Origin of the sequence: Sphingomonas sp. BT-65 (assembly GCF_026107375.2) — a bacterium.
Lineage (GTDB): Bacteria > Pseudomonadota > Alphaproteobacteria > Sphingomonadales > Sphingomonadaceae > Sphingomonas.
Map to the genome: position 1 here is coordinate 1,054,425 of NZ_JAPCIA010000001.1, position 13,793 is coordinate 1,068,217.

Genomic DNA, 13,793 nt, shown 5'->3' on the forward strand with positions numbered 1-13,793 from the left:
GTGCCCGAAAGATGTAAGCACGGCGTTAATGTCGATTTATGCGGCCTGGGCACTTGCCCCGGCCGGTACGAGCGCGGTCAGGTTGATCGCCAGGACCGGCTCGCCGTCGCGCTCGACCAGCCCGTGCCCGGCGCGCTGCCAGGCCGGCGAGAGCGGGATGCCCGAAGCCAGCGGCTGCAGCGCGAACGGTGCGACGTCGTCGAGCGCGTCGACCAGCAGCGCATAGTGATGTCCGTCGACGCGCGTGATCACGGCGCGGCTGGCGGTGCTGCCGCCCGCCATGCCGAGCGCGGCGACCGTGTCGATCACGGTGACGACCCGGCTGCGCAGCGCGGCGAGCCCGCGGACATGACCGCCAGCGCGCGGCACCGCCACGATCGTGCCGATATCGACCACCGATTCGACCTGGTCGGCGTCGATCGCCACCGCCTGGCCCGCGACATGCGCGATCAGGAAAAGCTTCTCCATCATGCCCCCCGCCGTGCCACGCTGGCGAGCGCGCCGAGCAGCGCGTCGCGATCGTAGCGATAGATGCTGCCGTCATCGCCACCGCCGCGCTTGCTGCGCAGGCGCACTACTGGCGCGCTTGCCGGATGCCCCGCCACGGGCCCGTCGAGCGCGAGCACGACATCGGCCGCCTCCCCCGGGTCGAGCGTCACGCGATAGCCCGCGTTTTCGAGCATCGGACGGACGAAGGTACGCATCCAGCCATCGTCGCCGCCGGTGAGCAGGCAGAGCGGCGCAGTGTCCGCCCAATCCTCCGGCTCGCCATGCTCGGCGAACAGCCAGTGCGGGTCGAGCAGCTCGACCGGCTCGTCGTTGAGCAGCACTGCGCCGGCGATTGGCCCCGGCTGCGCGGCGCGCGCGATCTCTGCCGGGAGCGTTACGATATCCGCAGCTTCGGCAATGGCATAGCCGATCTCGCTCACACCATCTTTCAGGCGAAGCACCGACCAGTGCGGCGCACCGGCCAGCTCGCGCCGGGCGACGAGCGGGAGGATCATCCCGTCGATCGTGAGCCGCATCCGTCCCGCGGCATGGCGGATCGCGTCGGGGACGACCTGCTCGATGCGGTCGACCACGGCGAGCGGCACCGCCCGCCGCGCGCCGTCGAGATCGACGAAGATCAGCGCGGCGATGCCCTCCGCCTCGGCCTCGGCGGCTTCATCGGCTTCGTCGGCGAGCACGTCGCGCACGAACTGCAGCCCTGCATCGCGCGCGATCCCCGCGCAATCGAGCAGCAGCATCGGGCAACCGCTGTCGGGCAGCGTCTGCCCCGCATAGATGCCGGTCGCCATGATCGCGGGCGCCGCGGGCTTGATCACCAGTTCCTCATTGTCGAGCACGTCGTCGACGCGCAGCGCGTAGCTGCCCTCGCCCACGCTGACGATCGCCAGCATGCTGCGCATCGCGCAGACATTGTCGGCGATGCCCAGCACCTGTGCGAGCTCGACCAGCGGCAGGCGGCGGTCGCGCACGGTGACCACCTCGGCGCTACCGATGCGGTCGATGCGGATCGATTCATTGGCCTCGCTGACGATCTCCTCGATCGCCTGGCGCGGCACGGCGAAACGCTGGCCGCCAGCCGCCACCACGATCGTCGGGATGATCGACAGGGTCAGCGGGACATGGATCAGGATGCGCAACCCCTTGCCCGGCTGGCTGTCGAGATCGACGCGGCCGCCGATCTGCTCGATGCCCAGGCGGACGATGTCCATGCCGACGCCGCGGCCCGAGACTTCGGACACCTCGTCCTTGCTCGTCAGGCCGGGCTCGAACACCAGAGCGAGCTTGGCGCGATCGCTGAGCGACCGCAGCGCGCGCTCGTCGCGGCCGCTATCGGCGAGTTTGCGGATCAGCCGGTCGGTGTCGATCCCGCGGCCGTCGTCGGCGATCTCGACCACGATCTGATTGCCCGACTGGCGCGCGCAGACGCACAGCCGCCCATTCTCGCGCTTGCCCGCGGCGCGTCGCGCGGCCGGCGTCTCGATGCCGTGATCGATCGCGTTGCGGATGATATGGACCAGCGGATCGCGCAGCACTTCGATCATCTCGCGGTCGAGCTCGACCTCGGCGCCCTCCATGTGGAGGCTGACCGACTTGCCGAGGCTCGCCGCGGTGTCGCGCACCATGCGCGGCAGTGCGGAGAACAGCGCGTCGATCTTCTGCATGCGCGTACGGGTGACGGTGTCGCGCAGGTCGGCGACGGTGGCCGACATGCGCTCGAGCGCCGCCTCCACCTGGGGATCGATCTCGACGTTGCGCAGCCGCCGCGACAGCTCGTTGCGCGCAAGCACCATGTCGGACATGCCGCTCATCATGCGGTCGAGCAGATCGACGTTGAGACGAACGCTGCGCGCCGGGGCGCGCTGTGCCGCGGGCGTGGCGGCCTGAATGACTTCGTCGGAACCCTCGGCGAGCGCGGCGATCAGCAGGTCCTCGCCATGCGCATCGAGCGCGCTGCCCGAATCGATCGCCTCGACCAGCTCGCCGATACGGTCGACCACCGCGAGCACGGCGTTGACCAGCGCGCGGTCGGGCGTGCGCTCGCCCGCGCGCACCGCGGCGAGCACATCCTCGGCGGCGTGGCTGAGGCGCGCGAGGCGCGGCAGGTCGAGGAAGCCGCAGCTTCCCTTCACCGTGTGGACGAAGCGGAAGATCGCGTCGAGCCGCGCGCGATCGTCCGGATTCGCCTCCCAGGCGACGATCTCGCCCGACAGCGTTTCCAGCGTCTCACGCGTTTCCGCGATGAACTCTTGCAGCAGGTCGTCCACGGTTCCCCCACATGTACAGGGCGGTCATGGACGGGCAGGCGTTAAGACGTGGTTAGCCAGAACGGGTTTTCGATTTCAGCGTGGCAGAGCGACCTTGAACCAATCGCAGGCTTGTCCGATGCAACCATTGGCGGCGGGGCGACGGCTCAGCTGCGCCGGCCGACCGGGGAGGGGGCGATGGATACGATGTTCGCGGCGGCGCTGGCCGGACCTCTTCTGCTGGCAGCGGGCATCATCCTGATTGTCTGGGATCGATGGCGTTCGCGACACCGCGAACAACCGGCTGTTGATGACGGCCCAGATGGGGAACCCTATCGCGTCTTCACGCGCGCGCACGATCTGGAAATACCCGCAGAACAGATTGCAATGCGCCTTCCCACAGCGAGCCGCGATCCCGGGTATGGGATGGACCGATCGCGGTCGAAAATGGGTGGCAAATCGCGCGCAGTTGCGTCGTTTCGACGCCATGCAAACTTCATCAAGGGACCTTGCACGGGCGCTGCGCACGGCCATTCCGAAGCCCGCAGACGTTGTTGTCTGCCTATTGATCGATCAATCCGGCTCGATGCTTGGCGCGCCGATTGGAGCGACGGCCAGCGCGGTGCGCGCGCTGGCTGAAGCGCTCGCGGAAATCGGGGTCGCTAGCGAGATTCTGGGATTTTCCACGGCGGGTTGGCACGGAGGTTTCGCCCGACAAGATTGGATCCGGCAGGATTCTCCCAAACGCCCCGGACGGCTCTGCGCGCTGCTGCATGTCGTGTACAAGGACGCCAACACGCGAGATTGGGATGAGGAGTCGCGCGACACATTCCTCAATCCAGACATCCTCCGCGAAAATCTTGACGGCGAGGCGATTGAATGGGCGGTTTCGCGGCTGGCAAGGCTGCCACACGCGCGCAAACTCCTGATCGTCCTGTCTGACGGTGCGCCGGTCGATGACTCGACGCTGGAGCAAAATGGACCAAGCTATCTTTGGCGGCATCTGCGCGACACGATCAAGCGAGTGAACGCTCGCGGGACAATCACCCTTGGCGCAGTTGGAATTGGGCACAGGGTCGACGAGCTGTATCCTCATTCGCGAGAGGCACTTCTCGGATCGATCGCCGATACGACCGTCGAACTCATCGGCGAACTCGCGGCGCAAAGCTAAAGACGGGCTCAGTCCAACTCGATCTCGCACCGCTGCTCCGCGCTGCGCAGCCCGGCGTCGAGCAGCTCCATCACTGCAATCGCGTCGGACGCGGGGACGGGGTTGGGCCCCTCCCCGCGTATCGCGGCAGCGAGCGCCTGCCAGAAGCGGCGATAGTCGCCCCTGGCGTTGGGCACCGCGACCGGCGCTTCGCCTGCGCGCGTCAGCACGCCGGGAAGCGCATCGTGCCCCCAGCCCTCGCCGCCCGGTACCTCGCCCGCGACCGTCGCGGCTTCCTGCGGGTCGATGCCGTGCTTGATCCAGCTTCCCTGCGTACCGTGCACCGCGAAGCGCAGCCCGTGATCGGCGACGAGCTTGCTCGCATGGAGCAGCACGCGCCGCTTAGGGTAGCGCAGCAGCGCGTGGAAATAGTCGGGCGCGGGCGCGCCCTGGCGCAGCGTCGCGATATCGGCGGTGATCGCCAGCGGGCGTCCGAACAGCTGCAGCGCCTGGTCGACCAGATGCGGCCCGAGATCGAGCCACACGCCGCCGGGGCGCGCTTCTTTCCACACGTCCGCCGCGACCGGGCGCCAGCGATCGAAATGGCTCTCGAACTGGACGACCTCGCCCAGCGTGCCTGCTTCGATCAACCCCTTGAGCGTCAGGAAATCGGCGTCCCAGCGGCGGTTCTGGAAGGCAGTGACCACCACGCCTCTCGCTTCCCCTTCGGCCGCGACGGCACGCGCATCCTCAAACGTCGTAGCGAAGGGCTTGTCGATCAGCACATGCTTGCCCGCGCGGATCGCGGCGAGCGCATGTTCGGCGTGCAGCGCGTCGGGGCTCGAGACGACGATGAGGTCGATGTCCGGCTCAGCCAGCAGCGCCGCGACATCGGGCACCACCGTCGTGCCGGGCAGGTCGGCATGCACCTTGGCCGGATCGCGCGACACCACCGCGCGCAGCGTCATGCCCAGCGTGACCCCGACATAGGGCGCGTGGAACGCCCGTCCGCCAAGGCCGTAGCCGATCAGTCCGACGCCAATCTCGCCCATGTCTGAATCTCCGCCGAAAACCTCGATCAGGCGGCCTTGAACGCCGCCCCGAACAGCAGCACCTCGGCCTCGGGCGGCGAGACCTGGAGCTCGCCCCCGCCGTGCTCGACCAGCTGGTGCACCAGATAGGCCGCGGCCGCGCGCGGGGTCACGGGCGCGTCACCGGTATCGCCGGTGAGCGCGCCGCGCAGCTCCTGGTCGAGCACGATGCGCGGCCCCTCGGCGCGGACCACGATCTCGACCACGCCGTCATGCGCCTCCGCGCCGATGTCGAGCTGCCCGCCGCGCACCAGCGCGTCGCCGCCGATCAGCGCGAGGTTGAGCAGCACCTTGATCACCTGCTTGGGCAGCACCGGATCCTCGACCATCCAGCCGATCGACACGCGGTGATTGTCGCCGAACAGCCCCTCGATCGCCGCCTGCGCCTCGCGCGTGTCGACCGTGTCGCCGAATCCGCCGGCCGCGCCGAACGCGAGGCGGAAGAATTTGAGCTTGTTGGCGCTCGCCTTGGCGCTCTCGGCGAGCAGCTCGAGGCACCGCGCGCGCATCTCCGGATCATGCTCGTCGGCCAGCAGCTCCAGTCCGTTGTTGAGCGCGCCGACCGGACTTAGCAGGTCATGGCACAGGCGCGAGCAGAGCAGGCTGGCGAAGTCGGTCGGTGAGATGTTCATGAATGCTCCGGTGATCCGCGCAACTCTTTGGCGCAGCGGCGGCACCGCTGCAAGCGAGCGATCTTTCGTCCCGACGCGAAGCCCGATAGCCTTGTCCGAAACCAACGGAGGGAATTCATGCGGAAACTGATGGTGACAGCGTTGACTGGCTTGCTCCTGCTTGCTGCGCCCGCATCGCTTGTGGCGCAGGAGCGGCCCGCGGCGGTGGAGACGCTGCGCATCGACAAGGCGCGGATCGACCGGATGCTCGCAGCGATGGTCGCCGACGGGCGCGCGGTCGGCGTCTCAGCGCTGGTGTGGAAGGACGGGCGCGAGGTCTATTTCGGCGCGCAGGGCTTCGCCGATCGCGAGGGCGGCAAGCCTTTCCGCCGCGACACGCTGGTGCAGATCTGGTCGATGACCAAGCCGGTCACCGGGGTCGCGCTGATGCAGCTGTGGGAACAGGGCAAGTTCCGGCTCGACGATCCGCTCGCCCGCTATCTGCCCGAGTTCGCGGCGATGCAGGTGCAGGACGGCACGGGCACGGACGGCAAGCCGGTGTGGCGCGCCGCGAGCCGCCCGATCACGATCCGCGACGTGCTGCGCCACACCGCAGGCTTCGCCTATGGCGGCGGGCCGACGGCAGCGCATGCGGCATTCTTCGCCGCCGATCCGCTCAACCTCGACAATGATCTCGCCAAGTTCGGCCGCCGTCTCGCCCGCGTGCCATTGCTGTCGGAACCAGGCACCGAATGGCATTACAGCGCCGCGGTGGACGTCCAGGCGCTGCTGGTCGAGCGGCTCTCGGGCATCAAGTTCGCCGACTATGTCCGCACCCGCATCTTCGAGCCGTTGAAGATGCGCGAGGCGGCGTGGCACCAGCCGATGGACCGCCTCCCCCGCTTCGCCGCGACCTATGTGAAGCAGGACGGCAAGTTCGCTCGCCAGGCCGATGAAATGACGCGCCGCGTCAACTTCCCGGGCGCGAAGCTGACCATGGGGGGCGCCGGCATCGTCGCGCCGATCGACGATTACATGCGCTTCGCCCGCATGCTGCTGAATGGCGGCGAGCTCGACGGTGCGCGAATTCTCAAGCCCGCGACGATCCGGCTGATGGCGACCGACCAGCTCGACCCCGCGATCAAGGAACGCGAGTGGCTGATGGGCAAGATCGACGGCGGGTTCGGCTTCGACTTCGCGGTGCGCACCGCACGCCCGGCGACGCCCGACCGCAACCGCGGCGCGGTGGGCGAATTCTTCTGGGACGGGATGGCCTCGACGCTGTTCTGGGTCGATCCGGCGAACCGCATGGCGGTGGTGTTCTTCACCCAGACCCTCCCGTTCGACGGCACGCTGCACACCGATATCCGCAAGGCGGTGTATGGCGCGGACTATCTCGGGCCGCCCGGCGACTGAGCCTCAGCGCTCCCGTCCGTCGAACGCCTCGCGCGCCGCGGCGACGCCCTCCAGGTTCGCCTCGGCCCATAGCCATACGCCGCAGAACGCCTCGCCCAGGCTCTCGCCCAGCGGGGTCAGGCGATAGTCGACGCGCGGCGGCACCACCGCATGCACGGTGCGCGTCACCATCCCGTCGCGCTCCATGCGCCGCAGCGTCTGGGTCAGCATCTTCTGGCTGATCTCCGGAATGAACTTCGAGAGCTGGGTAAAGCGCAGCTCGCCCTTATCCTCCAGCGTCTCCAGGATGATCATCGTCCATTTGTCGGCGATCGCGCCGATCAGGTCGTTCACCAGCGCATCGACCCGCGGATCGTCCGCGTGCCACTCGCCCACGCCAATCGCCATGCTTCAACACTCTCTTTCAGGTAAGTATAAATCTTTTGGGTGCCTTCTTTCTGTTGGTTAGTAATGCGCTACATCGCAGCCATCAAGCAAGGAGGCAGTCATGAAGCGCACTGGAAACACCATCCTCATCACCGGCGGCGGATCGGGTATCGGCGAAGCGCTGGCGCATCGTTTCCATGACGCCGGCAACACCGTGATCATCGCCGGGCGGCGCCGCGATGCACTGGAAGCTGCGATCGCGGGCCGGGCGAACATGCACGCGATGACGCTCGATATCGAGAGCACCGAGGCGATCGAGGCGTTCGCCAAGGAGTTGATCGAAGCGCATCCGGCGCTCAACGTCGTCGTCAACAATGCCGGCATCATGCGGTACGAGGACATCGGCACGCGCCGCGACCTGAGCGATGCCGAGGCCACGATCACCACCAACCTGCTCGGCCCGATCCGGCTCAACAACGCGCTGGTCGACCATCTGAAGCGCCAAGCGGATGCCGCGATCGTCAACGTCACCTCGGGCCTCGCCTTCGTGCCGCTGGTCGCCGCGGCCACCTACAGCGCGACCAAGGCGGCGATCCACAGCTACACCATCTCGCTGCGCGACGCGCTGGCCGGTCAGGTCGAGGTGATCGAGCTGGCGCCGCCCGCGGTCCAGACCGACCTGACGCCGGGCCAGCGCGAGCGCCCGGGCTATCAGCCGCTCGAGGAATTCGCGGACGAGGTGCTCGCGCTATTCGGTGGGACACCGACGCCGGCGGAGATCCTGGTCGAGCGCGTCAAGTTCCTGCGCAACGCCGAAGCCGAAGGGCGGTTCGATGCCGCGCTCGCGGCGATCACGCAGCTGGCGAAGGGGAGCGGGCACTGACCTGCACGCCCTCGCAGCTCAGGTGATGGCCAGCTCGACCGGATCGAAGCGGCCGTGCACCGCGCCAGCCGCAACTGCGCGCCATATCGCGGCTTCACCGCCGGCGAGGATCAGCCATAGCCGACCGTCGGGCGCCGCGCTGGCCGCATCGATTGCGGAAGGCCGCGCATCGCCCGATGGGTGCGAATGCCAATAGCCCGCGACCCGCGCTCCACCTTCACGCTCGGCGCGCAGCGCGGCGATCAGCGCGGCCGGGTCGATCTCGAAATGGCGATAGGGATCGGCCGCTACGTTCTCCGTCAGGGACCAGCCCGACACCACGCCCTCCCCGCCGAACAACAGGCCACACGCCTCGTGCGGCGCGGCGGTATTGCATTTCTGAACTATATCGTTCAGTATATCTCTTGAAATGGCCAGCATCGTTCCTATCTCCCCTATCAGAATGAGCCGGGGGGTTTCCACGTTCGAAGCACGCGTTTCTCCGCAAGCGGATGGCTGGCGGCTGGACCGGGCCCTCGCGGATGCGCTCCCCACGCTCTCGCGCGAGCGGATCAAGGCGCTGATCTCGACCGGCAACGTCACCGGCCCCGACGGCCAGGTGCGCGACCCCAAGAAGAGGGCGCCAGGCGGCGCGCTGTTCCGTATCGACGTCCCCGCCCCGGCCGAAGCGCATAACGAACCGCAGGCGATCGAGCTCAACGTGGCGTTCGAGGACGAGCATCTGATCGTCATCGACAAGCAGGCAGGGCTGGTCGTCCATCCCGCCGCGGGCAATTTCGACGGCACTTTGGTCAATGCGCTGCTGCATCACTGCCAGGGCAGCCTGTCGGGCATTGGCGGGGTCGCGCGGCCGGGGATCGTCCACCGCATCGACAAGGACACGTCGGGGCTGATGGTCGCCGCCAAGACCGATCGCGCGCATGTCGGCCTCGCCCGCCAGTTCAAGGCGCATTCGATCGACCGCCGCTACAAGGCGATCGTCTCGGGCCGGCCCAAGACAGGAAGCGGCACGATCGACGCACCGCTCGCCCGCTCGCCGCAGAACCGCAAGAAGATGGCGATCGTCGCCGGCGGCAAGCGCGCGGTGACTCGCTGGCAGGTCATGCCGGGCCCGCTTCTCGACGAAGCGGCGTTGGTCGAATGCCGGCTTGAGACCGGGCGCACCCATCAGGTACGCGTCCACATGGCCTCGATCGGCCACCCCTTGATCGGGGACCCGGTCTATGGCAGAACGAAGAAGGAACATCGGGCAGTATTGGAAACCCTGGGTTTCCGCCGTCAGGCCTTACATGCGGCGCATTTGGGGTTTATCCATCCCATTAGTAGCCACGCTTTGGCCTTCGATAGCGAAATGCCTGCCGACATGCAGGAACTGTTCGATAGGCTCGTCGTATAGCTTCATTGGCCCGTCTTCGGAGGGTCGCATACCGTCCTCGCCGCAACAGGGGGGAAGGTTCTAGCAAAGGGAGTAAGTGATCAATGGCAAGCGGAAGCAACGTCCCGGCGACGATCCCCGCACTGGGCGGTGAGGCGAGCCTCAACCGCTATCTGGCCGAGATCAAGAAGTTTCCGATCCTGGCGCCCGAGCAGGAATATATGCTCGCCAAGCGTTTTCAGGAGCATGGCGATCCCGAAGCTGCAGCGCAGCTCGTGACCAGCCATCTGCGCCTCGTCGCCAAGATCGCGATGGGCTACCGCGGCTATGGCCTGCCGGTGTCCGAGCTGATCTCCGAGGGCAATATCGGCCTGATGCAGGGCGTGAAGAAGTTCGAGCCCGACCGGGGCTTCCGCCTCGCCACCTACGCGATGTGGTGGATTCGCGCCTCGATCCAGGAATTCATCCTGCGCAGCTGGTCGCTCGTGAAGATGGGCACCACCGCCGCGCAGAAGAAGCTGTTCTTCAACCTGCGCCGGATGAAGGCCAAGCTCGACGCGTTCGAGGATGGCGACCTCTCCCCCGAACATCTCGCCAAGATCGCCAAGGACCTCGGCGTGACCGAGGACGAGGTCACCTCGATGAACCGCCGCATGGCGATGGGCGGCGACACCTCGCTCAACGTGCCGATGCGCGAGGACGGCGAGGGCCAGTGGCAGGATTGGCTGCAGGACGACAGTGCGCTGCAGGACGAGATCGTCGCCGAAGCGCAGGAAGCGGACGTTCGCCACGGCATGCTGGTCGAGGCGATGGACGAACTCAACGAGCGCGAGAAGCACATCCTGACCGAGCGCCGCCTGACCGACGATCCCAAGACGCTCGAGGAGCTCAGCCAGGTCTATGGCGTGTCGCGCGAGCGCGTCCGCCAGATCGAGGTGCGCGCGTTCGAGAAGCTGCAAAAGGCGATGATGCGGCTGGCGGGCGACCGCCGTCTGCTCACCGTCGGCTGACCGCGCGACTGGGGGTATAAGCGTTGGCGGCAGTGCGGAGGCGGTCCTGGGGCCGCCGGCTCGTGGCATGGGCCGGCATGCTCCTGCTCGGCTTCATCGGCCTGTCGCTGCTGATGGTCACCGTCTATCGCTTCGTGCCGCCCCCGGTCACCTGGACGATGGTCGGCGACATCCTCGCCGGCCATGGCGCGACCAAGCGCTGGGTGCCGCTCGACCGCATCGACCCCGACATGCCGCGCGCCGCGATCGCGGCGGAGGATTCGTCCTTCTGCACGCACGGCGGCTTCGACTATGATTCGATCGCCGCGGCGATGTATCGCAACGCCAAGGGCGGCAAGGTGCTGCGCGGCGGCTCGACGATCAGCCAGCAGACCGCCAAGAACGTCTTCCTGTGGCAGGGCGGCGGCTTTTTCCGCAAGGGCCTGGAGGCGTGGTTCACCGTCCTGATCGAGCTGATCTGGCCCAAGAAGCGGATCATGGAAGTCTATCTCAACGTCGCCGAGACCGGCATCGGCACCTATGGCGTCGAGGCGGGGTCGCAGCGTTACTTCAAGCACGGCGCGGCGAACATGACCCGCGCCGAGGCGGCGCGAATCGCCGCGGTGCTGCCGCTTCCCAAGAAAAGGGCGGGTGTCGCCCCGCGAGGCTTCACCCGCCGCTACGGCAATTCGATCGCCGCGCGGGTCGGCGTGGTGCAGCGCGAAGGACTCGACGCCTGCCTGCGCTGAACGGCGCAGAAAAGATTTTCCTACACGCCGCCGATCTGAAATCTTCCTCTGACGTTCTTTCTCATCGTCAGGAATTCGCGCGCTACTTGGTCGTGTCGTCCGCGCCCTTCTCGATGCGGTCGCCAGCCTTCTTGGCTGCGTCGCCGACCTTCTCGGCACCGTCGCCGACGCTCTTCGCGGCTTCGGCGATCGCGTCGTCCTTGCGCGTCTCGCTGCTGTTCTCGCTCAGGAACCAGAAGGCGCCGACCACGACGATGATCAGGGCGATGATCCCGAGGATCAGTCCGCCACCGCCGCCGCGGCGCTCAATCACCGTGGTGGTCCCGCCGGTATCGCGTTCGGTCACGCGCTCCGCGGTCACGCCGTCATCCCGTTCGACAATCCGTTCGTCAGCCATTTCGCATCTCCCTTGAGGATCAGATTGCGACTGTAACGGATGCGGCGAAGCGATTGTTCCCGTTGTGAAATGTTCAGAACGGCAGCTTGAACCCCGGGGGCAGCGGAATGCCGCTGGAAAGCTTGGACATTTCGGTCTGCGCCGCGGCATCGGCCTTGGTCCGCGCATCGTTGAGCGCGGCGGCGATCAGGTCCTCGAGCATCTGCTTCTCGCTCGGCGCGAGGAGCGATTCGTCGATGTCGACGCCGATGATGCGGCCCTTGGCGGTGGCCTTGACCTTGACCAGCCCGCCGCCCGAGGCGCCTTCGACCTCGATCGTGTCGAGATTGGCCTGGGCCTTGGTCAGCTCGTTCTGGACGTTCTGCGCCATGGCCATGATGTCTTCGATACTCTTCATGCGATCCTCCGGGTCGGGGTCCAGCCGATCAGCTCGGCTTCGGGAAATGCTTCGAGCGCGGCGGCGACGACCGGCGAAGCCAGCACCGCATCGCGCTCCGCCGCGGCTTCGGCCGCCTTGACCTCGGCGAGCGTCGCGCCGCCGGGCGCCGCCGTCACCTTGAGCGACCAGCGCCTTCCGAGATGGCGGCGGAGCGCCTGCTCGAAATCGCTGACCAGGTCGGCTGGCAGGCCCTGGCTGCTCACCTCGATCACCGGTGCATCGAACGCGATGACGCGGATCAGGTTGCGGGCGCGGGCCGCGACATGATGTTCGTGCGCCGCTTCGAGCCGCTCCAGCACCTCGGCGAGGTCACGCGGCGCCGGGGGTTCGGCGGGTGCCGACAGCGTAACGGCAGGAGCAGCGCCGACCGGCATGCCGTCGGCCAGCTTGCGCGCCAGCTCGCCCGGGTCGGGCAGCGTCGAGGCGTGGATGACGCGGAGCAGCGCCATCTCGCAGGCCTCGATCGGCAACGCCGCCTTCGCCACTTCGTCATGGCCGCGCAACAGCAGCTGCCAGAGCCGATGCAAGGCCGGGAAGCCGAGCTTCGCCGCCCATTCCGCCAGCGCCGCGGTCTCTTCGGCCGCCTGCCCCGGAATCGCTTCGTTGCCGAGCTTCGCGAGGGTCACGCGGTGGACGGTCTCCAAGAGCGACTTCAGCACCGCCTGCGGATCGACGCCGAGGTCGTACTGGTCGCGGAGCGCCGCAAGCGCGCCGGGGCCGTCGCCTTCGATCACCAGCCCGAACAACGCGCGGATCGCGTTGCGGTCGGACAGGCCGAGCATCGCGCGGACCGCCTCGGCGCTGACCGCCCCGCCCTCCATGCCGGCATGGGCGATCGCCTGGTCGAGGATCGACAGGCCGTCGCGCGCCGAGCCCTCCGCCGCCCGGGCGATCATCGCCAGCGCCTCGGGCTCCGCCTCGACGCCCTCGGCCGCGACCACCTCGGCGAAATGCGCGGCGAGCTTCTCGGCCGGGATGCGGCGCAGGTCGAAGCGCTGGCAGCGCGAGAGCACCGTCACCGGGACCTTCTGCACCTCGGTCGTCGCGAACAGGAACTTCACATGGCTCGGCGGCTCCTCGAGCGTCTTCAGCAGCGCATTGAACGCGTTCTTCGACAGCATGTGGACTTCGTCGATGATGTAGATCTTGTAGCGCGCCGACACCGCCGAATAGCGCGAGGCGTCGATGATCTCGCGGACGTCGTCGACGCCGGTGTGGCTCGCCGCGTCCATCTCGATCACGTCGATGTGCCGCCCCTCGGCGATCGCGCGGCACGGCTCGCACACCCCGCACGGATCGATCGTCGGACCGCCCTGCCCGTCCGGCCCCACACAGTTGAGCGCCTTCGCGATCAGCCGCGCGGTCGAGGTCTTGCCCACCCCGCGCACGCCCGTCAGCAGGAAGGCATGCGCCAGCCGGTCGCGCTTGATCGCGTTGCCCAGCGTCTGCACCATCGCATCCTGCCCGATGAGCTGGGCGAAGGTCTGCGGCCGGTATTTGCGCGCGAGCACGCGGTACGCCGCGTCGCGCGGCTGCGGAGGTTCGCCTAGATCGAGGGAGTCGGACATGAACCC

Annotated in this window: 15 protein-coding genes; 6 read left to right on the forward strand and 9 right to left on the reverse strand. The window is 67.6% G+C overall.

Annotation, left to right across the window (positions count from 1 at the left end; translation table 11 throughout):
• Positions 1–36: 36 nt before the first annotated feature.
• Positions 37–468, reverse strand: coding sequence for a chemotaxis protein CheW (locus tag OK349_RS05085; protein ID WP_265118536.1), 432 nt, complete (start codon positions 466–468; stop codon positions 37–39).
• Positions 468–2,774 carry a chemotaxis protein CheA gene (locus OK349_RS05090; protein ID WP_265116740.1) on the reverse strand — a complete coding sequence of 769 codons (2,307 nt, stop codon included), beginning with the start codon at positions 2,772–2,774 and terminating at the stop codon, positions 468–470. Before OK349_RS05090 ends, OK349_RS05085 begins: the two co-directional genes overlap by 1 nt.
• A gap of 241 nt (positions 2,775–3,015) precedes the next feature.
• On the opposite strand from OK349_RS05090, the gene OK349_RS05095 reads away from it, so the two are divergent.
• Positions 3,016–3,924 (forward strand): cobaltochelatase CobT-related protein, encoded by a 909-nt coding sequence (locus tag OK349_RS05095; protein ID WP_265116741.1) that lies wholly within the window; start codon positions 3,016–3,018, stop codon positions 3,922–3,924.
• A gap of 8 nt (positions 3,925–3,932) precedes the next feature.
• On the opposite strand, the gene OK349_RS05100 is transcribed toward OK349_RS05095, so the two are convergent.
• On the reverse strand, positions 3,933–4,955 hold the full coding sequence (locus tag OK349_RS05100; RefSeq protein ID WP_265116742.1) for an oxidoreductase: 1,023 nt from the start codon (positions 4,953–4,955) through the stop codon (positions 3,933–3,935).
• A gap of 26 nt (positions 4,956–4,981) precedes the next feature.
• Entirely contained in the window at positions 4,982–5,626 is a 645-nt protein-coding gene (locus OK349_RS05105; protein ID WP_265116743.1) for a histidine phosphotransferase family protein, read from the reverse strand.
• A 117-nt stretch (positions 5,627–5,743) separates the two neighbouring features.
• Here OK349_RS05105 and OK349_RS05110 point away from each other — a divergent pair, with 117 nt between their 5' ends.
• Positions 5,744–7,021 (forward strand): serine hydrolase domain-containing protein, encoded by a 1,278-nt coding sequence (locus tag OK349_RS05110; RefSeq protein WP_265116744.1) that lies wholly within the window; start codon positions 5,744–5,746, stop codon positions 7,019–7,021.
• Positions 7,022–7,024: 3 nt separating this feature from the next.
• Here OK349_RS05110 and OK349_RS05115 read toward each other — a convergent pair whose 3' ends face one another.
• Positions 7,025–7,408, reverse strand: coding sequence for a winged helix-turn-helix transcriptional regulator (locus tag OK349_RS05115; protein WP_265116745.1), 384 nt, complete (start codon positions 7,406–7,408; stop codon positions 7,025–7,027).
• A 100-nt stretch (positions 7,409–7,508) separates the two neighbouring features.
• Here OK349_RS05115 and OK349_RS05120 point away from each other — a divergent pair, with 100 nt between their 5' ends.
• Positions 7,509–8,270: an SDR family oxidoreductase gene (locus OK349_RS05120; protein WP_265116746.1), complete on the forward strand. Its 762-nt coding sequence runs from the start codon at positions 7,509–7,511 to the stop codon at positions 8,268–8,270.
• Positions 8,271–8,288: 18 nt separating this feature from the next.
• On the opposite strand, the gene OK349_RS05125 is transcribed toward OK349_RS05120, so the two are convergent.
• Entirely contained in the window at positions 8,289–8,690 is a 402-nt protein-coding gene (locus OK349_RS05125; RefSeq protein WP_265118537.1) for a M67 family metallopeptidase, read from the reverse strand.
• 22 nt (positions 8,691–8,712) lie between these two features.
• Between OK349_RS05125 and OK349_RS05130 the strand changes: the two genes are divergently transcribed.
• The 3 genes from OK349_RS05130 (at position 8,713) to mtgA (ending at position 11,383) form a co-directional block, all read left to right on the forward strand.
• Positions 8,713–9,666, forward strand: a complete 954-nt coding sequence (locus OK349_RS05130) for an RluA family pseudouridine synthase (protein WP_265116747.1) — start codon at positions 8,713–8,715, stop codon at positions 9,664–9,666.
• Between the two features lie 83 nt (positions 9,667–9,749).
• Positions 9,750–10,655, forward strand: a complete 906-nt coding sequence (gene rpoH / locus OK349_RS05135; RefSeq protein WP_265116748.1) for an RNA polymerase sigma factor RpoH — start codon at positions 9,750–9,752, stop codon at positions 10,653–10,655.
• Positions 10,656–10,732: 77 nt separating this feature from the next.
• Positions 10,733–11,383, forward strand: coding sequence for a monofunctional biosynthetic peptidoglycan transglycosylase (mtgA, locus tag OK349_RS05140; protein ID WP_265116749.1), 651 nt, complete (start codon positions 10,733–10,735; stop codon positions 11,381–11,383).
• Between the two features lie 82 nt (positions 11,384–11,465).
• On the opposite strand, the gene OK349_RS05145 is transcribed toward mtgA, so the two are convergent.
• The 3 genes from OK349_RS05145 to OK349_RS05155 form a co-directional block, all read right to left on the reverse strand.
• Entirely contained in the window at positions 11,466–11,780 is a 315-nt protein-coding gene (locus OK349_RS05145; protein ID WP_265116750.1) for a hypothetical protein, read from the reverse strand.
• Positions 11,781–11,853: 73 nt separating this feature from the next.
• Entirely contained in the window at positions 11,854–12,177 is a 324-nt protein-coding gene (locus tag OK349_RS05150; RefSeq protein ID WP_265116751.1) for a YbaB/EbfC family nucleoid-associated protein, read from the reverse strand.
• Positions 12,174–13,787 (reverse strand): DNA polymerase III subunit gamma/tau, encoded by a 1,614-nt coding sequence (locus tag OK349_RS05155; protein ID WP_265116752.1) that lies wholly within the window; start codon positions 13,785–13,787, stop codon positions 12,174–12,176. The genes OK349_RS05150 and OK349_RS05155 overlap by 4 nt, the downstream gene beginning before the upstream one ends.
• Between the last annotated feature and the right edge of the window lie 6 nt (positions 13,788–13,793).